General features: G+C 73.3%; 21 protein-coding genes. 13 read left to right on the top strand and 8 right to left on the bottom strand.

Features of this window, described 5'->3' with window-relative positions:
• Positions 1–957: NlpC/P60 family protein (locus tag ACIRL2_RS05230; protein ID WP_402230299.1), on the top strand; the 957-nt coding region annotated here is incomplete at its 5' end.
• A gap of 98 nt (positions 958–1,055) precedes the next feature.
• Here ACIRL2_RS05230 and ACIRL2_RS05235 read toward each other — a convergent pair.
• Positions 1,056–1,733 carry a LuxR C-terminal-related transcriptional regulator gene (locus ACIRL2_RS05235; protein WP_395869989.1) on the bottom strand — a complete coding sequence of 226 codons (678 nt, stop codon included), beginning with the start codon at positions 1,731–1,733 and terminating at the stop codon, positions 1,056–1,058.
• Positions 1,730–2,992: a PspC domain-containing protein gene (locus tag ACIRL2_RS05240; protein ID WP_395869987.1), complete on the bottom strand. Its 1,263-nt coding sequence runs from the start codon at positions 2,990–2,992 to the stop codon at positions 1,730–1,732. Before ACIRL2_RS05240 ends, ACIRL2_RS05235 begins: the two co-directional genes overlap by 4 nt.
• A 133-nt stretch (positions 2,993–3,125) precedes the next feature.
• On the opposite strand from ACIRL2_RS05240, the gene ACIRL2_RS05245 reads away from it, so the two are divergent.
• The gene (locus tag ACIRL2_RS05245) at positions 3,126–4,403 is read left to right on the top strand and encodes a PspC domain-containing protein (protein ID WP_395869985.1); all 1,278 of its coding nucleotides are present in this window, start codon (positions 3,126–3,128) and stop codon (positions 4,401–4,403) included.
• A 76-nt stretch (positions 4,404–4,479) separates the two neighbouring features.
• The gene (locus ACIRL2_RS05250; protein WP_402230302.1) at positions 4,480–4,998 is read left to right on the top strand and encodes a hypothetical protein; all 519 of its coding nucleotides are present in this window, start codon (positions 4,480–4,482) and stop codon (positions 4,996–4,998) included.
• A 62-nt stretch (positions 4,999–5,060) separates the two neighbouring features.
• Here ACIRL2_RS05250 and ACIRL2_RS05255 read toward each other — a convergent pair whose 3' ends face one another.
• The 3 genes from ACIRL2_RS05255 to ACIRL2_RS05265 all read right to left on the bottom strand — a co-directional run bounded on the left by ACIRL2_RS05255 (position 5,061) and on the right by ACIRL2_RS05265 (position 8,705).
• Complete coding sequence (locus ACIRL2_RS05255) at positions 5,061–5,978, bottom strand: glutathione S-transferase family protein (RefSeq protein ID WP_395869981.1); 918 nt, start codon at positions 5,976–5,978, stop codon at positions 5,061–5,063.
• 70 nt (positions 5,979–6,048) lie between these two features.
• The gene (locus ACIRL2_RS05260; RefSeq protein WP_402230305.1) at positions 6,049–7,746 is read right to left on the bottom strand and encodes a peptidoglycan DD-metalloendopeptidase family protein; all 1,698 of its coding nucleotides are present in this window, start codon (positions 7,744–7,746) and stop codon (positions 6,049–6,051) included.
• 89 nt (positions 7,747–7,835) lie between these two features.
• Positions 7,836–8,705, bottom strand: coding sequence for an esterase/lipase family protein (locus ACIRL2_RS05265; protein ID WP_395869978.1), 870 nt, complete (start codon positions 8,703–8,705; stop codon positions 7,836–7,838).
• Between the two features lie 266 nt (positions 8,706–8,971).
• Between ACIRL2_RS05265 and ACIRL2_RS05270 the strand changes: the two genes are divergently transcribed.
• From ACIRL2_RS05270 to ACIRL2_RS05300, 7 genes are all read left to right on the top strand, one after another.
• Entirely contained in the window at positions 8,972–9,382 is a 411-nt protein-coding gene (locus ACIRL2_RS05270) for a cobalamin B12-binding domain-containing protein (RefSeq protein WP_395869976.1), read from the top strand.
• Positions 9,383–9,471: 89 nt separating this feature from the next.
• Positions 9,472–10,824 carry an SWIM zinc finger family protein gene (locus ACIRL2_RS05275; protein WP_395869974.1) on the top strand — a complete coding sequence of 451 codons (1,353 nt, stop codon included), beginning with the start codon at positions 9,472–9,474 and terminating at the stop codon, positions 10,822–10,824.
• Positions 10,825–10,978: 154 nt separating this feature from the next.
• Positions 10,979–12,457 (top strand): DUF5691 domain-containing protein, encoded by a 1,479-nt coding sequence (locus ACIRL2_RS05280; RefSeq protein ID WP_402230309.1) that lies wholly within the window; start codon positions 10,979–10,981, stop codon positions 12,455–12,457.
• A 116-nt stretch (positions 12,458–12,573) separates the two neighbouring features.
• Positions 12,574–13,161, top strand: a complete 588-nt coding sequence (locus ACIRL2_RS05285) for a Uma2 family endonuclease (RefSeq protein ID WP_395869970.1) — start codon at positions 12,574–12,576, stop codon at positions 13,159–13,161.
• Between the two features lie 85 nt (positions 13,162–13,246).
• Positions 13,247–14,350 carry an AAA family ATPase gene (locus ACIRL2_RS05290; protein ID WP_395869968.1) on the top strand — a complete coding sequence of 368 codons (1,104 nt, stop codon included), beginning with the start codon at positions 13,247–13,249 and terminating at the stop codon, positions 14,348–14,350.
• Positions 14,350–16,653 (top strand): DUF5682 family protein, encoded by a 2,304-nt coding sequence (locus ACIRL2_RS05295; RefSeq protein ID WP_402230312.1) that lies wholly within the window; start codon positions 14,350–14,352, stop codon positions 16,651–16,653. Before ACIRL2_RS05290 ends, ACIRL2_RS05295 begins: the two co-directional genes overlap by 1 nt.
• Positions 16,650–17,813 (top strand): VWA domain-containing protein, encoded by a 1,164-nt coding sequence (locus tag ACIRL2_RS05300; protein WP_402230314.1) that lies wholly within the window; start codon positions 16,650–16,652, stop codon positions 17,811–17,813. Before ACIRL2_RS05295 ends, ACIRL2_RS05300 begins: the two co-directional genes overlap by 4 nt.
• 65 nt (positions 17,814–17,878) lie before the next feature.
• Here ACIRL2_RS05300 and ACIRL2_RS05305 read toward each other — a convergent pair whose 3' ends face one another.
• A complete protein-coding gene (locus tag ACIRL2_RS05305; protein ID WP_402230317.1) occupies positions 17,879–18,499 on the bottom strand; it encodes a Uma2 family endonuclease in 621 nt (206 codons plus the stop codon).
• Between the two features lie 409 nt (positions 18,500–18,908).
• Here ACIRL2_RS05305 and sucC point away from each other — a divergent pair, with 409 nt between their 5' ends.
• Together sucC and sucD are read left to right on the top strand one after the other, a co-directional pair.
• Positions 18,909–20,084 carry an ADP-forming succinate--CoA ligase subunit beta gene (sucC, locus tag ACIRL2_RS05310; protein ID WP_395869960.1) on the top strand — a complete coding sequence of 392 codons (1,176 nt, stop codon included), beginning with the start codon at positions 18,909–18,911 and terminating at the stop codon, positions 20,082–20,084.
• Between the two features lie 16 nt (positions 20,085–20,100).
• Positions 20,101–20,985, top strand: coding sequence for a succinate--CoA ligase subunit alpha (gene sucD / locus ACIRL2_RS05315; protein WP_402230319.1), 885 nt, complete (start codon positions 20,101–20,103; stop codon positions 20,983–20,985).
• Positions 20,986–21,079: 94 nt separating this feature from the next.
• Here the strand turns inward: sucD and ACIRL2_RS05320 are convergent, their stop codons facing one another.
• Positions 21,080–22,261 (bottom strand): RNA polymerase sigma factor, encoded by a 1,182-nt coding sequence (locus tag ACIRL2_RS05320; protein WP_402230322.1) that lies wholly within the window; start codon positions 22,259–22,261, stop codon positions 21,080–21,082.
• Between the two features lie 139 nt (positions 22,262–22,400).
• Here ACIRL2_RS05320 and ACIRL2_RS05325 point away from each other — a divergent pair, with 139 nt between their 5' ends.
• Complete coding sequence (locus ACIRL2_RS05325; RefSeq protein ID WP_402230841.1) at positions 22,401–24,179, top strand: DUF6350 family protein; 1,779 nt, start codon at positions 22,401–22,403, stop codon at positions 24,177–24,179.
• Between the two features lie 51 nt (positions 24,180–24,230).
• Here ACIRL2_RS05325 and ACIRL2_RS05330 read toward each other — a convergent pair whose 3' ends face one another.
• Positions 24,231–24,893: a hypothetical protein gene (locus ACIRL2_RS05330; RefSeq protein WP_402230324.1), complete on the bottom strand. Its 663-nt coding sequence runs from the start codon at positions 24,891–24,893 to the stop codon at positions 24,231–24,233.
• Positions 24,894–25,102 lie beyond the last annotated feature (209 nt).

Below are 25,102 nucleotides of genomic sequence, written 5' to 3' on the forward strand. Positions count from 1 at the left end.
GCGGATCCCGCGCAGTCGTTCCAGCAGACCAAGGAACGCGTCAACCAACTGCACAGCGACGTGATCAAGGCCACCGACGCCGCCAACGGCGTCGAGGAGCAGATCACCAAGCAGCAGGGCACCGCGAACCAGACGCAGGCCCGGATCGCCGAGGAACAGGCCGCGCTGAACGCCCTGCGCGACCAGATCGGTGTCCTGGCGGCCAACCAGTACCGCAGCGGCGGCCTGCCGCCGTCGCTCTCGCTCGCGCTCAGCGGCGACCCCGAGGGTTACCTGCAGAAGTCGCAGATGATGTCCCAGCTCGACGGCCAGCAGGCCGCCAAGCTGAAGCAGATCGCGGCGCAGGCCCGAGTTCTCCAGCAGGACCGCACCGAGGCCTCCTCGCAGCTCGCGGAACTGGAGAAGCTGCGGACCGAGCTGAACAAGAACAAGGCCGACATCCAGGCCAAGCTCTCCGAGGCCCAGCGGCTGCTGAACACGCTCACCGAGCAGCAGAAGAAGGAAGTCCTCGACTCGGACGAGCACGCGGGCGACACCTCGCGTACGCCCGACCGCAGCTCGCGGGACAAGGAGAAGGACACCGCGCCGGCGACCAACATCCCGGCCTCCGGCCGGGCCCAGGCCGCGATCAGCTACGCGTTGGCGCAGATCGGCAAGCCGTACGTCTCCGGCGCCGAGGGCCCCGGCTCGTTCGACTGCTCCGGCCTGACCCAGGCGTCCTGGAAGGCGGCGAACGTCTCGCTCAGCCGCACCACCTGGACCCAGATCAACGACGGTCCCAAGATCGCCAAGAGCGCCCTCCAGCCGGGCGACCTGGTGTTCTACTACTCGGACAACCGGCACGTGGGCATGTACATCGGCAACGGCCAGATCGTGCACGCCCCGCGTCCGGGCAAGACCGTGACCAAGGCGCCGCTGGACTCGATGCCGTTCCTCGCGGCCATTCGACCCGGCTAGGCCCACGGGGACACCGGCGACACGTCGACGGCGCCCGTCCTCGGATTCGTTCCGAGGACGGGCGCCGTCGTGTGTGCCGGGGTATACCGCCGGTCCGGTCAGACCAGCCGGCGGTCGGTCGCCCAGCGGGTCAGCTCGTGCCGGTTGGAGAGCTGCAACTTGCGCAGTACGGCGGACACATGGGTCTCCACCGTCTTGACCGAGATGACCAGCCGCCGGGCGATCTCCTTGTACGCGTAGCCGCGCGCGATCAGCCGCAGCACCTCGCGCTCGCGCTGGGTGAGTCGGTCCAGGTCCTCGTCGATCGGCGGCACGTCGGTGGCCGCGAACGCGTCCAGCACGAAGCCCGCCAGACGCGGCGAGAACACCGCGTCGCCCTCGCCGACCCGGCCGATCGCGCGGATCAGCTCGTCGCCGGTGATCGACTTGGTCACATAGCCCCGGGCGCCGCCGCGGATCACCCCGATCACGTCCTCGGCCGCGTCCGAGACGGACAGCGCCAAAAAGCGCACGGCCGGGATCAACGACGCGCACTGGCGCAGCACCTCGACCCCGCCGCCGCCGGGCAGGTGCACATCGAGCAGGACCACCTCGGGACGGGTCTCGGTGACCACGGCCACCGCGCTCGCGACGTCGTCGGCCTCGCCGACCACCTCGACCGCCTCACCGATCTCGGCGCGCACGCCGGTCCGGAACATCCGGTGGTCGTCGACCAGGACCACCCGGGTACGCGGCGCGTCCTCGGGGTGCTCGGTGCTCGTCTCGGTGGCGTTCACGTGTTCGTCCTTCCCACAGCGGCCCGGCCGGCCTCGGCTCGGCGCATCTCCAGCTCGACCTCGGTGCCCTCGCCGGGTTCGCTGCGGATGTTCGCGGCGCCCCCGTTGCGGCGCATGCGCCCCAGCACGGACTCTCGCACACCGAGTCGGTCGGCGGGCACCGCGTCCGGGTCGAAGCCGGGTCCGCGGTCCCGCACGAAGACGGTGACCGTGTCCTCGTCGGCCTCGCCGAACACCGAGATCGCCGCGCCGCCCGCGTACTTCGCCGCGTTGACCATCGCCTCGCGCGCGGCGGCCAGCAGAGCGGCCAGCTTGTCGTCCACCGGGCAGTCGCCCACGGACACCACCTCGATCGACACGCCGTGCGCGTCCTCGACCTCGGCGGCGGTCGAGCGCAGCGCGGCGGCGAAGGTGCGATCCGGTTCCTCGCCGTCGGGGCGGTACAACCACGCGCGCAGCTCGCGCTCCTGCGCGCGGGCCAGCCGGGCCACCTCGCGCGGGTCGTCGACCTGACGCTGGATCAGCGTCAGCGTGTGCAGCACCGAGTCGTGCACGTGCGCGGCCACCTCGGCCCGCTCCTGGGCCCGGATCCGGGCCCGACGCTCGGCGCCCAGCTCGCGCGTCTGTCGCAGCAGATACGGGCCGAAGATGACCAGCAGCCCGACCAGGAGCAGCCCGGCCCCGCGCATCGCGGCCAGCGCGTCGCCGAGGCCGCCCCGGCCGAACGAGAAGAACACCAGACCGGCCAGCACCAGCGTGGCGCCGACGAAGGTGCGCAGCGCGCCGGCCACCCGGCTGCGCCCGTCCAGCGAGAACCACCGGTTGCGCTGCGACTCGTCCGCCTGGCGCCACAGCAGGATCACCCCGGGGCCGGCCACCAGCAGCGGCCAGATCCAGTCCCCGACCTTGCTTCCGCTCGTGGTCGCGCCCACGCCGGTGAGCATGGTCGCGGCGATCAGCACGATGATCAGGGCGAGTGCCTGATGCCGCTCCCGACCACGTTCGCGCGGTGGCGGGGTCGTGGCCCCCGCGCCCTGCGGTACGAAGATCCAAAAGGCCGCGTAGAGCGCGATCCCCAGACCCGCGAAGAACGCGAGCGCGACGAAGGCGACCCGCAGCAGCAGCACCTCGACACCGAGGTGCTCGGACAGACCACGCGCGACGCCGCCGGCGAACCGGTGGGAGGCGGCGCGCCGGAGCCGCGGGGTCGGCGGCACGGGCCGGACGGGCGCGGCGGGCGGGGGGTGGACGGCGGTCACACGACCGATCGTCACACGCCGGCAAGCCCCGACGCATCAGGGCTCGACCCTGATTCGCCCTCAGGGTCGAACCAGGGGCGGGCCAGGGCGGAGCCCGATGGGAACGGGGCGGCGGGAGCGCCACGATGGACCCATGAACGACGACATGAAACCCGGTATCTCGGCCGGCGACCGGGCCGGCGACGTCCCGGGCGGCCCTCCGGGGTCGTCCGCGGCGCCCACGACGACGCTTCGCCCGCAGCTCCTGCGCAGCACCGAGGACCGGATGGTCTCGGGTGTGTGCGGCGGCCTCGGCGAGCACTTCGGCCTCGACCCCGTGATCTTCCGCATCGTGTTCGCGGTGCTGTCGCTCTTCGGCGGGGTGGGCGTACTGGTGTACAGCCTGGGCTGGCTGTTCATCCCGGCCCGGGGCGAGGAACAGCCGCTGCTGCGGCGGATCCTCTCCAGGAAGTTCGACCACGGGGCATTGGCCGCCGCCGCGGTCGCCGTCATGGGGGTCGCCTTGTTCTTCACCTACCTGGACTCGGGCTTCGGTCCGTCCATCCCGCTGCTGATGATCACCGCCGTGGTGTTGTTCATGGTGTGGTCCGACACGAAGAAGAAGCACGAGGCCGCGGTCCGCACGGCCGGGGTCGTGGCGATGACGCCGGCTCCCACCCAGGTGGACGCCCGGCCGGAGGGCGCGACGGTGCCCGGGCCGCCGATGTGGTGGCAGGTGCCGGGCTCGGGGTCCGCGGAGGAGAACCGGCCCGCCTCGGCGCCGGAGCCGGTGCGGCCCAAGCGCCCGCGCTCGTGGCTGCGGTTGGCCACGCTGTCCGCGGCCACCGCCGCCGGCGGTCTGCTGTGGATCCTGGACCACACGGGGGCCGCGGACGTGACGCTCACCGTCGCGCTCGCGATCCTGCTCGGCATCGTCGGCCTGGGGCTGCTCGCGGGCTCCTGGTTCGGCCGGGCCCGGCTGCTGATCGTGCCCGCCGTCGTGCTCACCGCGCTGCTTGCCGCGGTCACCGCGATCACCGTGCCGCTGACCGGCCCGTCGGGTGAGCGCACCTATACGCCCACCTCGGTCTCGGCGCTGCCGACCTCGTACGAGCTGGGCGTGGGCACGATGGACATCGACCTGCGTCGGCTCGACCTCGGGGCCGGCGGCAGCGCGACGGTCAAGGCCCGGATCGGCGCGGGGCGGATCCAGGTCTGGGTGCCCAAGGACGTCACGGTGGTCTTCCGGGGCGGCGCCGACGTCGGCCAGGTGCGCACTCCGGCGGGCCGGGACGACGGCTACCGACCGCGGCGCGTGGAGACCACGGCTCCGGAGGCGGGGCCGGGGCGCGGGACGATCACGCTCGACCTGAAGGTCGGCGCGGGCGAGGTCGAACTGCTGAACGGCGACGACGGCCGGGAGCCCCGATGAGCGCGCCGACGGCCGACCCGATCGGCATCCGCAGAACCCGACAGTGCACCGCGACCCGGATGGAGGGCGATTTCCGATGAGGCTGAACAGGTACCGCTTCGACCCCATGGCCCTGATCGCGGGCGCGGTCTTCACCGGCATCGCGGTCGCCTACCTGCTGCGGGCGACCGGTGCCGTGTCGGTGAGCGCGCAGTGGGTCCTGGCCACCGCGGCGATCGGGGTGGGGCTGGCCGGGCTGGCGGGGGCGCTGTGGGCGCTGCTGCCCAAGGGCGGGCCGGAGCCGGTGGCGGCGTCGATGCCGCCGATGGCTCCCACGACGACTTCGCCGGAGTCGGTCGCGTCGTTCGAGCCGGGAGCCTCGTCGGAGCCGACCGCGTCGTTCGCATCGAGCGCGTCGCTCGAGCCGCCGGTTTCGCTCGGGTCGACCGCTTCGCTCGCGGTCCACGATGTGAGCGAGGACCTCGCCGAGCCGCACGCCGACGACACGGCCGAGAACGCACCCGGGGCCGAGGCGGCGGGGGACGCGCCGGGCGAGGCCGACACCGGGGACGACCGCCCCGACCCGGAGCCGCCGACGGTGGACCTGGGCAAGTAGGCGCCGGCGGGTACGAGCGCGCGGGGGGCCGACGGCCCCCCGCGCGCTCGTCGTGTCCGCGTTCAGCCGCGTCCGTGCGGCGTGAGCCACAGCGCCGCGTCCGGCCCCTTGGGTACGACGCCGGTCGGGTTGATCATGTCGTGGGTGACGTAGTAGTGCCGCTTGATGTGGTCGAAGTCGACCGTGTCGCCGAAGCCTTCGGTCTGGAACAGGTCGCGGGCGTAGGCCCACAGGACCGGATACTCGGTCAGCTTGCGCAGGTTGGTCTTGAAGTGGCCGTGGTAGACCGCGTCGAAGCGGACCAGCGTGGTGAACAGCCGGATGTCCGCCTCGGTGATCGTGTCGCCGACCAGGTAGCGCCGCCCGGCCAGCCGCTCCTCCAGCGCGTCCAGGCGGGCGAACAGCGCGTCGAACGCGGCCTCGTAGGCCTCCTGCGTGGTCGCGAACCCGCAGCGGTACACGCCGTTGTTGACGTCCCGGAAGACGTCCGCGTTGATCGCGTCGATCTCGGCGCGCAGCGGCCGCGGGTACAGGTCCGGCGCGCCGGCGCGGTGCAGCGCGGTCCAGCGGGTGGCGAGGTCCAGGGTGATCTGCGGATAGTCGTTGGTGACCACGTGCCCGGCCCGCAGGTCGATGATCGCGGGCACGGTCACCCGGCCGGCGTAGGTCGGGTCACTGGCCCGGTAGGCGTCGGCGAGGAAGGCCAGTCCGGTGGCCGGATCGCGCCCGTCGGGGTGATTGGTGAACCGCCAGCCGGTCTCGTCCCGGATCGGGTCCACGACGGACAGCCCGAGCGCGTCCTCCAGCCCGAGCAGGCGCCGCACGATCACTGCCCGGTGCGCCCAGGGACACGCCAACGACACGACCAGCTGGTATCGGCCGGCCTCCGGGTCGGGACGTCCGGTGAACCGATTGGCCTGCCGGACGAACTCCCCGCGCTTTCCCGTCTCGGCCGCGAACTGCGGCTCGGAAGTGGTCATGCGTCCACGGTAGATCGCCGGGGCCCGGACCGGCGGGCGGCGAGCCGACGCCGGCCCGACGGGCCCGCCGTCAGGTCGGGTCGAGGCCGTTCGCGCGGAGCCAGGGGAGCGGGTTGATCGGGGCGCCGCCGCCCGGGCGCACCTCGAAGTGCAGGTGCGGACCGGTGCTGTTGCCGGTGTCGCCGCTGTAGGCGATCACGTCACCCGCCTTGACCGGGCCGGAGCGGATCTTGGCCCGGGTCAGGTGGCAGTACCAGAACTCGGTGCCGTCCTTGGCGGTCAGGATCACCATGTTGCCGTAGGCCGAGTTCACCTCGGTGCGCACCACGCCGTCCATCACCGCGAACACCGAGGTGCCCAGGTCCACCGGGAAGTCGATGCCGGTGTGGGTGTGCGCCCAGCGCGAGCCGGAGGAGCCGAAATAGGCGCTGAGGCCGCGCTGAGTGACCGGGAGGAAGTACTTGGGCCTGAGGGACTCCTTGCGCTGGCGCTCGGCTTCCTGGGCCCGCTGAGCCTCTTCCTGGGCCCGCCGGGTCTCGTCCTGACGCTCCTGGAGGGAGATCCGGGTCTGCGCGCGGCTGGCACGCTCGGCGAAGTCCTCTGCGCCGACCTGGAGATCCACCAACTGCTTGTCCATCGGCGACATCAACGGCAGGTCCTCGCCGCCCGCCACCGGGTCCGCGTCCTTGGTCTCGGCACCCGCGGTGTGCAGGCCGCCGATCGCGGCGACGGCCATCGCCGCCGCGCCCATCACCGCGAGCGGCGCGCCGGCGGTGAGCGGGAGCGCGCGTTTGCGCTTGACCTTGGCCTTGGCCGGGCTCTCCTTCGGTCGCGTGTCCGCGGCCGGCCGGTCCTGTCGCCGACTCCGCTCGTCCGGCTCGTCGGCCGCGTCGTCGTCCGGCTCGACCTCGTTGTCGGTGCGGGCCGGCACGCTGTCGCCGTGGTCACCGAGATCGAAGGCGGGCTCGATCGGCGCGGGCGTCGTGCCGTCGTCGAACAGGTCCGTCGTCGAGCGGTTGCCACCGGACCACATGTCGGCGTCGTCGCGCACCGGGACGGGGGAGAACCAGGTGTCGGACTCCCACGCGGCGGTGTCCGAAGCGGCGTACCACATACCGGTGTTCGAGCCGTTGTCCCAGGACGGGTCGACGTACGGCGCGGCCGGCGCGTCCTGGACCGCGGTGTCGGTCACCGCCCAGGCCCGGGTCTGCGTCTGCGCGTCGTAGGCGGCGTACCCGCCGCTGTCCGGGACCGCCGCGTAGCCGTACGTGCCGGAGCCGTCGTAGCCGGTCACGGCGTCGTAGCCGCCCGAGACGGCGGCGTGCGCGCCGCTGTCGTACCCGTCCGACGACCCGCCCGGGATCGCCCGGCCGTACGCGTCGTAGCCCGACACCGAGGCGTATCCCGAGGCGTCGTAGGCGGGTTGGTACCCGGACGCGTCGTAGCCCGAGGAGCCGTAGGCCGAGGTGTCGTGGCCGGGCGTGGCGTAGCCCGCGGGATCGTGGTTCGTACCGGCGTACGTCGCCGTCGCGTCGTAACCGTCGTACGACGGAGCCTGCGCGCTCCAACCGCCCGAGGAATCGACCGCCGGGTAACCGCCGTTCGTACCGGCCGGGTACACGTTCGCGTCGTACCCCGAGGTCTGGCCGTATCCCTGGTCGTAGCCGCCCTGGAACGAGCCGGACGGGCCGTAGGGGGAGTACGCACCCTCGGCGTCCGGAACGTAGCGACCCTGCTGATCCTCGCTCGGATAGCGAACGTCCGTCACCTACGTCGCCTTCGTCTCGGGGGCTGGTCGGAATCGGACTGTAGTGCTCTTGACGTTCGCAGGACAATCCTCGCGATGAGAACCGCAGGTCAGGCCGCCGAGCGGGTGACGAGGTCCGGCGGCGTCGAAGCCGGTCGCACGGCCGTGGGCGCGGCGTCGCGCCCGATCGGGCGCACGGTGCAGAGCAATCGGGTGATCTCCGCCGACACGGGCGCGTGCACGGTCGGTGTGACATGCCCGGCACCGGGAACCAGGACGTTCACCGCGTCCGGGTCCGGGTGGTCGATCGCGCCCGACCACAACGGCAGTACGAACGGATCCAGGCCGCCCCGGTAGGCCACGAAACGCGTCGCGCAGCCGGGCGCCGGCCCCGCCGGCGCGGCGATCGGCGCGCCGGCCGGGAGCAGTTCCCGGACCAGCGGGTGCGCGCTGAGCAACCGTGCTGTGCGGGTGCCGCCGTGCGGGGTGCCCAGGGTCACCACGGTGCGTACCAGCGCGTCGCCGCCGAGCAACTGGGCGTGGTAGCGGGCGATCAGGCCGCCGAGGCTGTGGCCGATCACATGCACACCGGTCGCGCCGTCACGTGCGCACACCTGCTCGATGTACCGGCCCGGCAGTGCCGCCTTGCCCGCCACGTCGCCGCCGACAGGGTTGTGGTTGACCGCGTGTACGTCCGCACCCGCGCGCAGCAGCGACCGGCGCAGCGGGCCGAAGATCGAACGGTTGTCGGCCGGCCCGTGCACGAGCACCACCGGGAGCCGCTCGCCGGCCTCGATCGGCGCCGGGTCGGCCCGCCCGCCGGTCCCGCGACGGGCGGTCGGGCGCGTCGGCAGCAGGCCGCCGGGGTGGCGGGCGAGGTGTCCGGCGATCAGCACGACCTCGCGCGCCGCGCCACGCAGGATCGCGGCGGGCGGCAGTACGGGGGCGGGGCGGTCGGGAGCGGGGGACGCGAGCGCCATGCGGGCCTCCGGGTGGCGACGCGGGACGGGCCCGGCGGCTGTGGCGCGCGAGGCGCCTACCGACGGTCGCGAACCGCCTACTGGTGGGTATCCCCGACGACACGCGGACGAAGCGGTGGGTTCATCGACATGACGGTCATTCAGGGTCTCTGTTGCCAAAGGGACTTCGCCCGGCGGGTGCTCGTCCCGGGGACCACCCCGGGCGGCCCGCCCCGGTCGGGGGTTACGCTCCGGGCGAGGGCTTCGCGATGTACATGGAGGCAGTGATGGGTGTTCCCGGACCGATCAGGATCGTGGTGGCCAAGCCCGGTCTCGACGGGCACGATCGCGGCGTCAAGGTGGTCGCCCGAGCGCTGCGCGACGCGGGCTTCGAGGTGGTCTACACCGGATTGCACCAGACCCCGGTCCAGATCGTGGAGACGGCCATCCAGGAGGACGCCGACGCGATCGGCCTCTCCGTGCTCTCCGGAGCGCACATGACGCTGTTCGCCAAGGTCATCGAGTTGCTCAAGGAGCGCGAGGCGGAGGACATCCTGGTCTTCGGCGGCGGGATCATCCCGGAGGAGGACGTCCCGGAGCTCGAGCGGATCGGCGTCGCGGCGGTCTTCACGCCGGGCGCGCCGACCACCGACATCGTCGACTGGGTGCGCGCGCACGTGGCGACCACGCCCGCCTGACCGGGCACTTCGCCCGGATCAGGACAACCGGCGGTCGGGTTCGGCCGGCACGTACACACGTGTCGGTGCGGGCCCGTACCGTGACCGTCATGCTGGAACGGTGGACCGCGGAACAGGTGCTGGCTCTCGCTCCCGACGCGGCGTCACGCAAGGCCGGGAGCAAGCTGGCGACAGCACACCCATGGTCGGCCGCAGGTGCCACGACCTTCGCCGGCGGGGGCGGTGCGGTGTGGGGCGTGTGCGCGGGAAGCGGGTCGACGCCCTACCGCACGGTGGTCGACTTGAGCGGACCCGCGTCGCAATGCTCGTGTCCCAGCCGCAAATTCCCGTGCAAGCACGTGCTCGGGCTGCTGCTCCTGTGGGCGGCCGACCCGACGGCCGTGCCCGCCGACGCGGGAGCCCCGGACTGGGCGGACGTGTGGTTGACCGGGCGGCGGGAGCGGGCCGGGAAGGCCGCGTCGGCCGGATCCGCGCCGGCCGACCCCGTCGCGGCCCGACGGCGGGCCGAACAGCGCGCGGCGCAGGTGGCCGAGGGCGCCGAGCGGTTGCGCCGCTGGCTGGCCGACCGGGTCCATCAGGGCCTGGCGGGCACCGAGCGCGAGGGGTACGCCATGTGGGACGGCATCGCCGAGCGCATGGTCGACGCCAAGGCACCGGGGTTGGCGGCCCGGTTGCGCGCGGCCGGCGCGATACCGGCATCCGGGGCGGAGGGCTGGCCGGGCCGACTGCTCGAGGACTACGCCGAGTTGTGGCTGCTGCTGCGCGCCCACGAACACGCCGACGACCTGGACCCGTCCCTGGCGGCCGGGCTGCGGGCGCGGATCGGCTGGACCGTGGACGCGGAGGACGTGCTGCGCAAGGCCCGGGAGGCGGGCACGGTGGTGCGGGATCGCTGGCTGGTGCTGGGCAGCCGGGACAGTGTGGACGGCAATCTGACGGAGCGTCGGATCTGGTTGCGCGGCACGGAATCCGGTCGGCCGGCGCTGGTGCTGGCCTTCGGGCCGCAGGGCCGCGCGCCGCAACTGGCCCTGCCGGTGGGCCGATCGATCGAGGCCGACGCCGCCTTCCACGACGACGCGGTGCCGCTGCGGGCGGCGTTGGGCGAGCGGAGCGGCGCGTCGTTGGAGGGCACGGAGCCGGCGGGGGTCGGGCCGGAGGAGGCCACCGTGGGCTACGCCGAGGCGTTGCGCAGCGAACCGTGGCTGGAGGCCTGGCCGGTGGTGTTGGCCGACGTGGTCGCGGTGCCGGAGCCGATGGGCTGGCGGATCGCGGGAGCGGACGGCTTCTGGCTGCCGGTGGACCGCGCGCGGACCGGCGAACAGGCGCTGTGGCGGCTGTCCGCGATGTCGGGCGGCGCCGGGCTGACCGTGTTCGGCGAGTACGGCGCGCGCGGGTTCGTCCCGGTGACCGCGTGGCACGAGGGCCAGGCCGTGCAGTTGTAGCCGGTCGCGCGGCTCGGCCCGGGTGCGGGACGGCGCCTCGGCGGCCGGCGGCGCCTCGGCGCGCGGTGCGCGGGATCGGTCCGGAAGGGCCCGGAGACCATCGGCGGTGTGTCGGTCGGCGTTGCCGATCGGCCTGTGCGGAAGGGGAGTTCGGATGCGGGTGGCGGATCCGGTGTGGGACGACCTGGTGTCGGCGGCGTTGGTGGGCACCGGACGGCGACCGGCCGCGGAACTACCCGCGCGGGACGCGCTGGGCACACTGGCCGCGCGGGTGGACCGGGCGGACGAAGCGGTGCGGCTGCTCGACCTGGCCGCGATCGTGATGGTGCATCGGCGTGCGGGCCGGCGAGCCCCCGCGGGTGCGCCGCCGGCGCCGTGCACCGAGGTGGACCCCCGGCCGGCCGTGCCGGAGCCGGCCCGGGCGCGGCTGCGGATCCTGCTCGAGGGCGACGGGATGGACTTCCTGCCCGAGTGGCTCGCGCTGGCCCGCGCGGCCGGACTGCGCGCGCCGGAATCCGAACTGCCGGCGTTGTTGACCGCCGCCCGCTCGCGGACCGACCTGCGCGAGACCGTGGCCGACCTGGCCGGACCGCGGGGACGCTGGCTGGCCGGGCTCAATCCGGAGTGGGTGTGGCTGACCCGGATCGCGGCCGGTGCCATCGACGATCCGGTCGAGCAGTGGCGACACGGACGGTTCGGTGAGCGGCTCGCGGCGTTCGAGGTGCTGCGCGGCGACGATCCGGACGCGGCCCGGGGGCTGTTGGCCCAGGTGTGGCACGCCGAGCCGGCCGAGGACCGCTCGGTGCTGGTGGCGGCGCTGCGCACCGGGTTGTCGGGCGGCGACGAGGCGTTCCTGGAGCAGGCCCTGGACGATCGGGCCAAGGTGGTGCGGGTGGCCGCCGCGCGGTTGCTCACCGAGTTGCCCGGTTCGGCCTTCGTGGCCCGGATGCGTGAGCGGGCGCTGGCCTGTCTGCGGCCCGGCGGCGCGGGTCGGGTGCTGGTGGTGCCGCCGAGCGAGTGCGACGAGGCGATGCTGCGGGACGGCATCGCGGAGACCTCGCCGACCGGGCGCGAGGACCACTCGTGGTGGCTGGGCGAGATCGTCGCGGCCACGCCGCTCGGGGTGTGGCGGGAGGTGTTCGGGGCGAGCCCCGAGGAGATCGTGGCCCGCCCGCTGCCGCGCCGTTTCGTGGAGGACGTCCGGGAGGGCTGGGCCCGCGCGGCCGTGCTCCAGCGGGACGTCGCCTGGGCCCGGGCGCTGGCCGGGCGCGGCGCGCCCACCCGGCTGCTGACCGTGCTGCCGGCGGCCGAGTGCGCCGAACAGGTGGCCCGGCACATCGCCGCGCACGGGCTTTCCGAGGCCCTGCAACTGCTGACCAACTGCCCGGCGCCATGGCCGGACACGCTGGGCGACGCGGTCCTGGACGCGCTCGCGAGCGCGGCCGAGGGCGGCGGCTACCCCTGGAGCTTCAGCGGTGCCCGCGACGTGGCCGGCCGCGGCCTGGACCCGAGCACGATCGACCGGGTGGAGCACCTGGCCGAGGGAGAGGGCGAATGGCCCAAGGCCTTCCGCGCCCTGGCCGACACCCTGCGCTACCGGGCCACGATGCGCGCGGAACTCCTGGGCGGCTGAACCTCGGGCGCCCTCGGCCCGGACGCCCGGTGGTCGACCGGGCGGCCGAATCATTCGTCCGGGTGGACCGCCCGTCGTCCCCTCCTCGGCGGACCTCGCCGCGAGAGGATCGGCGGGTGACCGACGACGCGGATCAGATCGACCCACTGGCGAACCTGCGCCTCACCGCCCTGCGGATGCTGCGCGACTCCGGCGAGTTTCCCGAGAGCGTGCGGTGGGAGGCGTCTCCGGCGGGCCTGGTCATGCAGGCATCGCCGGACTGGGAGCATGCCCGGATCCTCACGGGCCTGCGCCATCTGCTCGAACCCTCGCTTCCGGCCGAGATCCTGGTGCTGGAGGGTGTTGCCTTCGTGGTGGGCGTCGGCACCGAGCGCACACCCGACCTCGTCGTCCTCGATCCCCGAAAGAAGGCCGAGTTCCGGGACGGCCACGCGTTGTCCGCGTCCGGGGTCTGGATGTTCGTCGAGGTGACCTCGGACAGCACGCGCCGCGTCGACGTGCGGGAGAAGCCCGGCGAGTACGCACGAGCCGAGGTGCCGGTGATGCTGATCGTGGATCGGCACAAGCACGAGGTGATCGTGCACTTCGAGCCGGTCGACGGGCGCTACACGTTCACCGAGCGAGTGCGGGCGGGCGCCGCGGTGCGCCTGCCCGAGCCGTTCGACGCGACCGTCGAGACCGGGTTCCTGCTCGAACACCTGTGAGATCGGCGGCCCCGAACGTGTCGGACCCGGGCGGCAGGATGGGGTCTGTTCGGGTTTGTTCGAGCCCTGGGGGAGCGCTGTGACCATGTCCGCCGAACCGGTTGAGCAGAGTGTCCTGCGGGCGCACGCCGAGGACGCGTTCGCCGCCGAACTGGCCGCGCTCGCCGCCGCCGACGAGCGGCCCCGGCCGCCGCGCTGGAAGCTTTCGCCGTGGGCGGTGGCCACCTACCTGCTGGGCGGCACACTCGCGGACGGCACGGTGATCTCGCCCAAGTACATCGGCCCCCGGCGGATCGTCGAGGTCGCCGTCACCACGCTGGCCACCGACCGCGCGCTGCTGCTGCTCGGCGTGCCGGGCACGGCCAAGACGTGGGTGTCCGAACACCTTGCCGCCGCCGTGTGCGGCGACTCCACGCTGCTGGTCCAGGGCACCGCGGGCACGCCCGAGGAGGCCATTCGCTACGGCTGGAACTACGCACAACTGCTCGCGCACGGGCCCAGCCGCGAGGCGATGGTGGCCGGCCCGGTGATGCGCGCGATGAGCCGCGGGCAGGTCGCCCGGGTCGAGGAACTGACCCGCATACCGGCGGACGTACAGGACTCGCTGATCACCATCCTGTCCGAGAAGACCCTGCCGGTACCGGAGTTGAACGACGAGGTCCAGGCCGTGCGCGGGTTCAACCTGATCGCCACCGCCAACGACCGCGACCGGGGCGTCAACGAGCTGTCGTCCGCGCTGCGCCGCCGGTTCAACACCGTGGTCCTCCCGTTGCCCGCGACCGCGGACGCCGAGGTGGACATCGTCAGCCGCCGGGTGGCCCAGCTCGGCTCCTCGCTCGATCTGCCGCCGGTGGCCGCCGCCGAGGCCGAACTGCGGCGCGTGGTCACGGTGTTCCGCGAACTGCGCGGCGGTCTGACCGAGGACGGCCGGACCAAGCTGAAGACCCCGTCCGGGACGCTGTCCACCGCCGAGGCGATCTCGGTGGTGACCGGCGGCCTCGCACTGGCCGCGCACTTCGGCGACGGCGTACTGCGCTCGGCGGACGTGGCCGCGGGCATCGTGGGCGCGGTGGTCAAGGACCCGGCCGCGGACACCCTGGTCTGGCGCGAGTACCTGGAGACGGCGGTGCGGCCGCGGGCCGACTGGCAGGACTTCTACCGGGCCTGCCGCGACGCGGACCGTGCCTGATGCCCACCCCCGCGCCCGAACCGCCGATCCTGCTCGGCGTCCGGCACCACGGCCCCGGGTCGGCCCGGGCCGTCGCCGCCGCGCTCGCGCAGGTCGAGCCGGACATCGTGCTGATCGAGGGCCCGCCCGAGGCGGACGTCCTGCTCTCCTTCGCCGCAGACCCCGACATGCGACCGCCGGTCGCCCTGCTCGCGCACGCCGTCGACGATCCGGCGCAGGCCGGATTCTGGCCGTACGCCGACTTCAGCCCCGAGTGGGTGGCCATCCGGTACGCCGGCGCACACGGCGTACCCATCCGGTTCATCGACCTGCCGGTCGCGGTCTCCTTCACGCTCGACCGGGCCCGCCGCGAACGCGCGGCCGACGACCCGCCCCGGGACACCGAGGCCGCGCCCACGCCGCCGCGCCTCGACCCGATCGCGGAGCTGGCCCGACTGGCCGGCCAGGACGACCCGGAGCGCTGGTGGGAGGACGTGATCGAGCACCGGCTGCCCACCGGCGGGGACGCGCTGACCCCGTTCGCGGCACTCGCCGACGCGATGGCCGCGCTGCGCGAGGACGAACCCACGCCCGCCCCCGCCCCCGTCTCCGGGGCCGAGCCCGACGTCGAGCGGCTGCGCGAGGCGTACATGCGCCAGTGCGTGCGGTCCGCGCGCCGTGCCGGACATCGCCGGATCGCCGTGGTGTGCGGCGCGTGGCACCTGCCCGCGCTCGCCGCGCCGGTCTCGGCCGCCGCCGACCGCGCGCTGCTCGCGCCGCACCGGGCCAAGGTCAAGGTGGAGAGCACATGGGTGCCGTGGACGCACCGCCGACTCGCGCACAGCTCCGGCTACGGAGCGGGCGTCGCCTCGCCCGGGTGGTACCGACACCTGTACGCGAGCACCGACGAACGCGAGCTGCTGCCACGCTGGTTCGTGCGGATCGCGTCGCTGCTGCGCGACGCCGGCCACCCGGTGTCCTCGGCGCACGTGATCGAGGCCACCCGGCACGCGAGCGCGCTGGCCGCGCTGCGCGATCGGCCGTTGGCCGGCCTGGACGAGACGATCGAGGCGGTCCGCGCGGTGATGTGCGACGGCGTCACCGGGCCGCTCGCGCTGGTCCACGACGCGCTCGTGGTGGGCGACGTGATCGGCGAGGTGCCCGACGCGGTGCCCGCCGTACCGCTCCAGCGCGACCTGTCCCGCGAACAGCGCCGTCTGCGGCTGCGGCCCGAGCCCTCGGCCCGCGAACTCGAACTCGACCTGCGCAAACCCTCGCACGCCGACCGCAGCCGACTGCTCAACCGACTCGCGCTGCTGGACGTGCCGTGGGGCGTGCCGGCTCGGGCCCGGGAGGGCAAGGGCACCTTTCGCGAGACCTGGCGCCTGGACTGGCAACCGGAGTTGGCGATCCGGGTCGCCGAGGCGGGCGTGTGGGGAACCACCGTGGTCGCCGCCGCCGCGGCCCGCACGGCCGACCTGGCGATCCGGGCCGAATCGCTGGCCGACGTGACCGACGTCGCCGAGCGCTGCCTGCGAGCCGACCTGCCCGGCGCGCTGCCGCTGATCATGCGCGTACTGGAGCAACGCGCCGCGTTGGACACCGACGTGAGCCGACTCGCCGAGGCACTGCCGGGCCTGGTGCGCGCGCTGCGCTACGGCGACGTACGCGGCACCGACACCTCCGCGCTGGGCACCGTGGTGGCCGGTCTGGTGGTCCGGATCTGCGTCGGGTTGCCGCCCGCCTGCGCGGGCCTGGACGAGGACGGCGCCAAGGCGATGCGCCGACGCCTGGACGACGTGCACGCCGCCGTGCAACTGCTGCCCGACGAGCAACAGTTCGAGTGGCACGCGACCCTGGACCGGCTCGCCGACCGGGAGAACCTGCCCGGCCTGCTCACCGGCCGAGCCACCCGGCTGCTCCTGGACCTGGGCCGGCTCGACCCGGAGGCGGCCGCCCCGCGCCTGGCCCGGGCGCTGACCCGAGGCGTCCCGCATCGCGAATCGGCCGCCTGGATCGAGGGCTTCCTGGCCGGCGGCGGCATGCTGCTCGTGCACGACGAACGCCTGCTCGCGCTGGTCGACGAGTGGATCACCGGCACCCCCGACGACCTGTTCACCGAGATCCTGCCGCTGCTTCGACGCACCTTCACCACCTTCGCCGCGGCCGAGCGCCGAATGCTGGGCGAGCGGGTCCGCACCCCGGCGCACGCCGCCGTACAGGCCGCGACCGCCGACCTGTTCGACACCGCGCGCGCCGACGCCGTACTGCCGTTGCTGGCCGGGATCCTCGGCCTCGAACGCCGAGAGGCGGCCACCCGATGAGCGAGAGCACGAGCGACGAGCGACTGCGCCGCTGGCGCCTGGTGCTGGGCGGCGACGCGGACGGCACCGGCTACGGCCTGACCGGCCAGGACACCCGGATCGACCGGGCCCTGGCCGCGCTCTACCGCCCGGGAAACCCGGCCCCGCGCGGCAGCAGGCGCGGCACCGGCCCACGCGCCGCCGGCCTGGGCGCCTCCGCCCCGTCGGTGGCCCGCTGGCTCGGCGACATCCGCGAACACTTCCCGGCGGGCGTCGTACAGATCCTGCAGCGGGACGCGATCGAGCGGCTCGACCTGACCCGGCTGCTTCTGGAACCGGAGATGCTGGCCGCCGTCGAACCGGACGTGCACCTGGTCGGCACGCTGCTCGCGCTCAACAAGCTGATGCCCGAGGCCACCAAGGAGGCCGCCCGCGCGGTGGTCCGCACCGTCGTCGACGACCTGGAGCGCCGGGTCGCGCAGCGCACCACGAGCCTGGTCCAGGGCGCGCTGGACCGGGCGACCCGGATCAACAGGCCGCGGCACCACGACATCGACTGGAACGCCACGATCAAGGCCAACCTCAAGCACTACCAGGCCGAACACCGCACGATCGTGCCGGAGCGCCTGGTCGGCTACGGCCGGCAGCGGCACGGCGTGCGCAAGGACGTGATCCTGTGCGTCGACCAGTCCGGCTCGATGGCGGCCTCGGTGGTCTACGCGTCGGTGTTCGGCGCGGTGCTGGGCTCGATGCGCTCGCTCCGGACCTCGCTGGTCGTCTTCGACACGAACGTGGTCGACCTCACCGGGCAACTGGACGACCCGGTGGACGTGCTGTTCGGCACCCAACTCGGCGGCGGCACCGACATCAACCGCGCGCTGGCCTACTGCCAGTCCCTGATCACCCGACCCGCGGAGACGGTCGTCGTGCTGATCAGCGACCTGTACGAGGGTGGTGTCCGCGACGGGATGTTGCGTCGCGCGGCGGCCATGCAGGCGGCCGGCACCTCGTTCGTCACCCTGCTTGCCCTCTCCGACGAGGGCGCCCCGGCCTACGACCACACCAACGCGGCAGCCCTGGCCGCTCTCGGCAGCCCCGCCTTCGCGTGCACTCCCGACCTGTTCCCGGAGGTGATGGCGGCGGCGATCCAGGGCCTGCCACTCCCGATCCCGGAGCCGTAGCGTCCGGGCCGACGTGTCACGCCGGTTCCCCGGGTGGGGGCAGGACCATCCAGAGCCCTGGAACGTCAGGTCAAGGCAGCGGTGTCCAGGGCGGGGAGGTCGTCGGGGAGTCGCAGCTTTTCGCCGAGCGCCACCGGGTCGGCGGATCGATAGTAGGATTCCTCGCCCCGATCCACCGGGTCCGAGTGGCAGACGGCCAACCTCTTCTGTCGGTCGATGAGGACGTAGATGGGGATACCGGCACGGGCGTACGTGCGGTACTTCCCCTCTCGGTCCACCTTCCCGTTGCTGGGAGACGTGATCTCACCGGCGAGGTGGACCATGCTCGCCGGATACCAGCCGTCGTGACTGGTGCGGTAAGCCTCATCGGAGTCGTTCGGCAGACGGTACGGAATCACGAAATCCGGGATGAAGGCGCCGGTTACGTGCCTTTCCCCGGCCGGTTCCGAGCAGTATCCGTTGCCGATCAGAGCCAAGTCGACGCCTGCCATCCGCAACTGAACGATCAGTTCGACGGCCCAGCGATTGTGCTGGTCGTTTGCCGGCGGTGTCATGTGATAGTTCCCCTCGATGAACTCCACGCGCACGCCCTTCGGGGCCGCCAGCGTTGCGATGAACGCGGTGGGCCGCGTGGTGAAGACATCGAGCGGCGAGGCGATCCCCGGCTCGTGGGCGAGCGCCGTCATCTCGACTCCTTCTTCGGGACTGGGTTGCGTGTCCATGCTGTCCGCTCCGTTCGTCCGTCTGTCGGGATTCCCTGTAAGTGTGATTGTCGGCCGCAGGGCTTCGGCGTGGGATGGGACACATTGCCGCGATCACGGTCCGTTTCGGTGTGTTCCCTGTGTCACGGTGGAACAGGCCTAAACGGGCGGATCTCGACACCCGGCAGGGTTGGTTTCGAGCTTTGCTCGCGGAGTGTGATCAAGACCCTGATTCGGGGCCCGCGCTCTTGCCCGATAACCTGCCAGGCGGATCAGCTACGCGTGCGGACGCCGTCCACCAGAGTCTGGGGGCGAGCCTGCCGGACCCTGCGCGACGACGGACGCGGCTGCGCATGTTCCGCATATCCGATCGCGATCACAAGGACGGACCCGCGTGGACCTGTTCGAGTACCAGGCGAGGGATCTCTTCGCTAAGCACGGTGTGCCGGTTCTGCCCGGTGAAGTCGTCTTCACGCCGGAGGAGGCACGGGCCGCCGCCGAGCGCATGGGCGGCAAGGCCGTTGTCAAGGCGCAGGTGAAGGTCGGTGGCCGCGGCAAGGCCGGTGGCGTCAAGCTGGCGTTCAGCACCGACGAGGTCGTCGAGAAGACCGAGCAGATCCTCGGCCTCGACATCAAGGGCCACATCGTCAAGAAGGTCATGCTGGCCGGGCTGGCCAAGCCGGTGGACGAGTACTACGTCTCGTTCCTGCTCGACCGTACCAACCGCACCTTCCTGGCGATGGCGTCGGTCGAGGGTGGCGTCGAGATCGAGGTCGTCGCCGAGGAGAACCCCGACGCGCTCGCCAAGATCCCGGTCGACGCGATCGAGGGCGTGACCGAGGCCAAGGCCCGCGAGATCGTCGAGGCGGCGAAGTTCCCGGCCGAGCTGCACGACCAGATCGTGGCGACCCTCAAGACGTTGTGGACCGTCTTCGTCGAAGAGGACGCCACGCTCGTCGAGGTCAACCCGCTGATCAAGTCCGAAGAGGGCAAGATCATCGCGCTGGACGGCAAGGTCTCGCTGGACGAGAACGCCGACTTCCGCCACCCCGACCACGAGGCGCTCGAGGACAGGGACGCGGCCGACCCGCTGGAGGCGGCGGCCAAGGCCAAGGGCCTGAACTACGTCAAGCTCGACGGCTCGGTCGGCATCATCGGCAACGGCGCGGGCCTGGTCATGTCCACGCTCGACGTGGTCGCGTACGCCGGGGAGAACCACGGCGGCGTGAAGCCGGCCAACTTCCTCGACATCGGCGGCGGCGCGTCCGCCGAGGTGATGGCGAACGGCCTGGAGATCATCCTGGGCGACGCCGACGTCAAGTCGGTGTTCGTCAACGTCTTCGGCGGCATCACCGCGTGCGACGCGGTCGCGAACGGCATCGTGCAGGCGCTCGAACTGCTCGAGCAGAAGGGCGAGGCGGTCACCAAGCCGCTCGTCGTGCGTCTGGACGGGAACAACGCGGAGCTGGGTCGGCAGATCCTGACCGACGCGAACCACCCGCTGGTCCAGCAGGTGGACACCATGGATGGCGCGGCCGAGCGGGCCGCCGAGCTCGCTGCCGCGAAGTAAGGGAGACCGACCCAGCATGGCTATCTTCCTGACCAAGGACAGCAAGGTCATCGTCCAGGGCATGACCGGCTCCGAGGGGATGAAGCACACCCACCGGATGCTCGCCTCCGGGACGAACATCGTCGGTGGCGTGAACCCGCGCAAGGCCGGCACCACGGTCGACGTGGACGGCACCGAGGTACCGGTATTCGGCACCGTGGCCGAGGCCATGGAGGCCACCGGCGCGGACGTCACGGTGGTCTTCGTGCCGCCGAAGTTCACCAAGGACGCCGTGGTCGAGGCCATCGAGGCCGGGATCGGCCTCGCGGTGGTGATCACCGAGGGCGTGCCGGTGCACGACACCGCGCAGTTCTGGGCGCTCGCCGGCGCCAAGGGCAACAAGACCCGGATCATCGGCCCGAACTGTCCCGGCCTGATCACCCCGGGTCAGTCCAACGCGGGCATCATCCCGGCCGGCATCACCAAGCCGGGCCGGATCGGTCTGGTGTCCAAGTCGGGCACCCTGACCTACCAGATGATGTACGAGCTGGCCGACATCGGCTTCTCGACCGCCGTCGGCATCGGCGGCGACCCGATCATCGGCACCACGCACATCGACTGCCTCCAGGCGTTCCAGGACGACCCGGACACCGACGCGATCGTGATGATCGGCGAGATCGGCGGCGACGCCGAGGAGCGTGCCGCGGCCTACATCGCCGAGCACATCACCAAGCCGGTCGTCGGCTACGTCGCGGGCTTCACCGCCCCCGAGGGCAAGACCATGGGCCACGCCGGCGCCATCGTCTCGGGCTCCTCGGGCACCGCACAGGCCAAGCAGGACGCGCTCGAGGCCGTCGGCGTCAAGGTCGGCAAGACGCCGTCCGAGACGGCGCGCCTGATGCGCGAGATCATGGCGGGCTGACCCACCGGTCGCCCGTAGCCGACGACGCCCCGCGAACCGCTTTCCAGGCGGTTCGCGGGGCGTCGTGGTTTCCTCCAGCCCGTACGGGACCCGGTCAGAGCGGCGGCGTGCGCCGGAGACCGTTGTCCAGGCAGCTCGTGTCGAGCACGAACGCGCTCTTCGGGGCGGGCATCGTGTCCGGCCCGCTCGGGGCCGCCGACGCGAGGGTGAACACCCCGGTCGGGGTCGGCCCGAACGTGCGTTGCACGGTGGGCGCCACCGGCCGGACCAGCGGCTTGATCGGCTGTGTCGGCGCGGCGGCCGGCTCCGGGCCGACGGGCTGCGCCGCCGGTTCCGCCGCGGGTGCCGGCTCCGGTTCCGCGGGCGCCGGCGCGGCCGGCGGAGTGGGTGCCTCCGGCGCCGGCGGTGCGGCGGCCGGTGCGGGCGGTGCGGCGGCCGGCGCCGGTGGGGTCTCCACGTCGCCGGGTACCGGTGGCAGGCGTCGGGCCACCTCGGGACCGGTGATCGGGCGGACCCGGTAGCCGCCTCGCGAGTCCCGCGAGGTGGCCGGGTCGAGCAGCCGGGGCAGCGACGTGATCACGAGGGCGAGGACCGCCGCCGCGACCATCGCGACCAGCACCGAGGTCCGCGTCCTGCTGCCCAGCCTGGCCGCGTGCGGCCCGGGCACACGCGGTTCGTACCGTGCCGCGAGATCGCACGTGATCGTGCTCAGGAAGTCGTGCGCCTCCTGGCAGTTCGGTGACGGCCCGGTCAGCGCCGGGACCAGCTCGGCCAGGTCCTCGTGCGCGTGCACGAGCCGCATCAGGGTCGCCTCGGTGGTCGCCTCGGTCTCGACCGCGACCTGCTCCGGCGACATCCCGAACAGGTGACGCAGCACGAACACCCGCCGACGGTGCCCGGGCACCCGTTGGAGCGCGCGCAGGAGCGCGATGTCCTGCTCGCGACGCGCGTCGTCGTCCGTGTGCGGGACGACCCGGTCGGTGTGGTCCGGATGCGGCACCAGGCGCCACATCGCGCGCCGCAGCAGGAACCGGTGGCCGAGCGCGAGGTCGCCGGCGAGGGTGCGTACGTGGCCGGCGTCGGCCGGAGTGTTCGCGACGTCCGGCAGGTCGCGCCAGACCAGCGCGAAGGCGCGCCGGGTCACGTGTGCGGCCCGGGTGGGGCTCGCGGTCAACAGGTACGCGTAGCGCGCGATGTCGGATGCGATCGCCGCGTGCAGGGCCTCGAAGCCCGGGGCACGCTCGCGGGAGGTGTTCCGCTCGTTGTCGATGCCCATAGGGGCCTGAGGTACCCGAGGGGCGATTGATAATGCATATTAAATGACCCCAATCGAGCAAATGGGGTGTCTTGCCGCGCTCGGCGGCCATATGCGGCCCGGATCGGATCCGCGTTGGCAGCATGGGGCCGTGACCGAAATGCCGGAAAACGAACGCGGCCCGTCGGCGCCCTGGACGGTGGCCCGATCCACCCCGTGGGCCGGCGTCGAGCGCCTTCCGGCCACCCCCGGGATGTCCCCGCCCCAAGCTCTGGGGGAGTCGCCCGGGTCGCTGCCGGAGGCGGAACCCGGGTCGGTCGTCGATCCCCCCGAAACCGCCGAGACGCCGGGACCGTCCGGGCCGCCGGACCCGGTGGACCGGGTGGACCCGGTGGCTCCGGGAGACCCGGGAGACCCGGGAGACCGGGAGGACTCGGTGGACCCCTCCGAACCCGGGGAGTGCGCCGCCGAGTACTCGGGGTCCACCGAGGCCACCAAGCCCGCCGAGGTCCTCCTCGCCCCGCCCCGCCCCGAGACTCCGCCGATCGTCGTCCCGTCCAAGCCGGACCGTCCGCCCGCCGCGCTCCCGGTGCTGAGCCCCGTCGAGACCCCCGGTGGGCCCGAGTCGCCCGCCGATCGCCCGTGGGGCCCACCGGAGCCCGGCCGCTCGCCGGCCGCGGTCCTGGCCGCCCTGCCGGGCCTGCCTGCCCTGGTCGCCCTCGCCGACCGCCGCCCCGACACCGCCCGGATCGCGCAGGCGCTGGCCCGAGGCGTGGTGTCGGCGCTGCTCGCGGTCGGGGCCGGGCTCGGCGGCGTGGCGGTGCTCGTACTGATCGTGGCCACGTGCGGCGCCACCTCGGGCGGCTTCGATCACCCGCAGGCGCTGCTGCGGGTGATCGGCGGCATTTGGCTCGCCGCGCACCACGTGGGCTTCGAGTTCGTCGAGATCAGCCATCGGGCGACCGGATCGGTCGAACCGATCGTGACCGTGGTACCGCTGCGGCTCACCCCGCTCGGCCTGACCGTGCCGCTGATCTGGGTGTTGTGCCGGATCGGCCGGCGGCTCGCGGACGGTCTGGCCGGGACCGCGATCGTGCTCGCGTCCCAGGTGCTGGTGTACACCGGCCTGCTGTACGCGGTCGCCCTCGGCGTCGGTACGGCGAGCGTGCGGCCCGTGTTCGACACGGTCGTGCCGGCCGCGCTCGGGGTCCTGGCGGCCGGGGTGCTCGGCGCGTTCGGGCCCGCGCTGGTCCGGGTGCCCGCCGTCCGGGCCGCCCTGGCCTCGGCCGCGGTGCTCGCGGCGGGCGGGGCGCTCCTGGTGCTCGCGTGCCTGTTCGCGCACGCGGGCCAGGTTCGGGTCGCGCTGGCGCTGACCACCCACGACCCGGTCGGCTTCGCGGCGCTGGCCGTACTGTGCGCCGCGCTGGTGCCCAACGCGATCGTGTGGGCGGTGTCCTACGCCGCCGGCACCGGGTTCGCGCTCGGCGCGGCCACCACCATCGCGCCCACCGGCGGCACCCTGGGCACGCTGCCCACCCTGCCGCTGCTCGCCGCGCTGCCCGGCCCGGCCACGGTGCCCTCCACCGCGTGGGCGCCCGCGGTGCTCCCGGTGCTCGCGGGCGTCGCGGCGGGCTTCTTCGCGGCCCGCGCCGAGCCGCCCCGGGCCTGGCTCGCGGTCACCTCGCACGCCGCGGGCGCGGGCCTGGGTGTCGGCCTGCTCGCCCTCGCCTCGGCCCGGCTCGCCTCCGGCACCGCCGGCCTGGCCAACCTCGCCGACCTGGGCCCGAACGTGTGGCGCACCGCCGCCGCGCTGACCGTCGAGATCGCGCTGATCGCCGCCCCGACCGCGCTGGCCACGACCTGGTGGCGCGGCCAAAAAAGCCCGAAGGCCGCCCCCGCCGAGACGGAGACGGCCCTCGGAACCACCGGCCCTTCCTAGCCGAGCGCGGCACGCAGGAAGAACTCGGCACCCAGCGGCACCCGGCGATACCTAGAACGTGCCGTCCACGACCCAGTGGTAGCGCTCGGGCAGCTTGTCCAGGCAACGCTGCTCGCCGGTCTTGGTGAGCGCGCTGTCCATGCAGTCGTAGTAGTCCTTGTTGACCGCCTCGAACGTCCACACGCCCAGCACGTAGACCACCGCGATCGCGCCGGTGACCAGACCCGCGAGCGCGGCGCCGGAACGGGCGCCCGCCGGTCGGCGAACGCGCGGCCGATGCGCCGGACCGCCCGGGGCGTGCCCCGGATGCCGCGCGGTGCCGCCGGGACCCTCCTCGATTCGCGGTCCGGCCGTGGCCGGCGTCGTCCCGCGCACCGTGCGGATGCCGAGCACCAGCGCGACCACGCCCAGCACCACGCCGAGCACCAGACCCAGGTCGGACGGCAGGAACAGCGCGAAGAACACCGCCCACACCCCCGACCACAGCGCCAGTCGGCCGTTGCGGACCCGGATGTCCTTCGGGTCGGGCTGCTCGCGCGGTTCGCGCGGAGCCCGTTGCGGCCGGTCCTCGCGACCGTGCCGATCGCCCCCGTTGCCGCCGTCCCCTCGCCCGTTGCCGGGCACGTTCCACGGGGCGGCCGGCGGGCGATCGGGCGTACCCTCCGGCGGCGGGGCGTAGGGATCCCGCTCGTCGGTCTCGTTGCCGGTACTCATCCTCTGCCTGCCCTCGTCGTGCCGGATCGCGGGATTCCCTTCCCAGGATCGTACGTGTGCGGGGTGCACCGTAGCCGGGCGGCGGCGCCCAAGTGGCCTCAAGGGCCCGTCGGGCGGATGCCGCCGGGTCCGCCGATGCCGTCCCACCCCGCCGGTTCGGTACTGCCTACCCCCTGACGCTATCGTTGCCGACGTACGGGCGTCGCTCC

The organism is Embleya sp. NPDC127516, from assembly GCF_044765325.1.
In the GTDB taxonomy this organism is placed as follows: Bacteria; Actinomycetota; Actinomycetes; order Streptomycetales; family Streptomycetaceae; genus Embleya.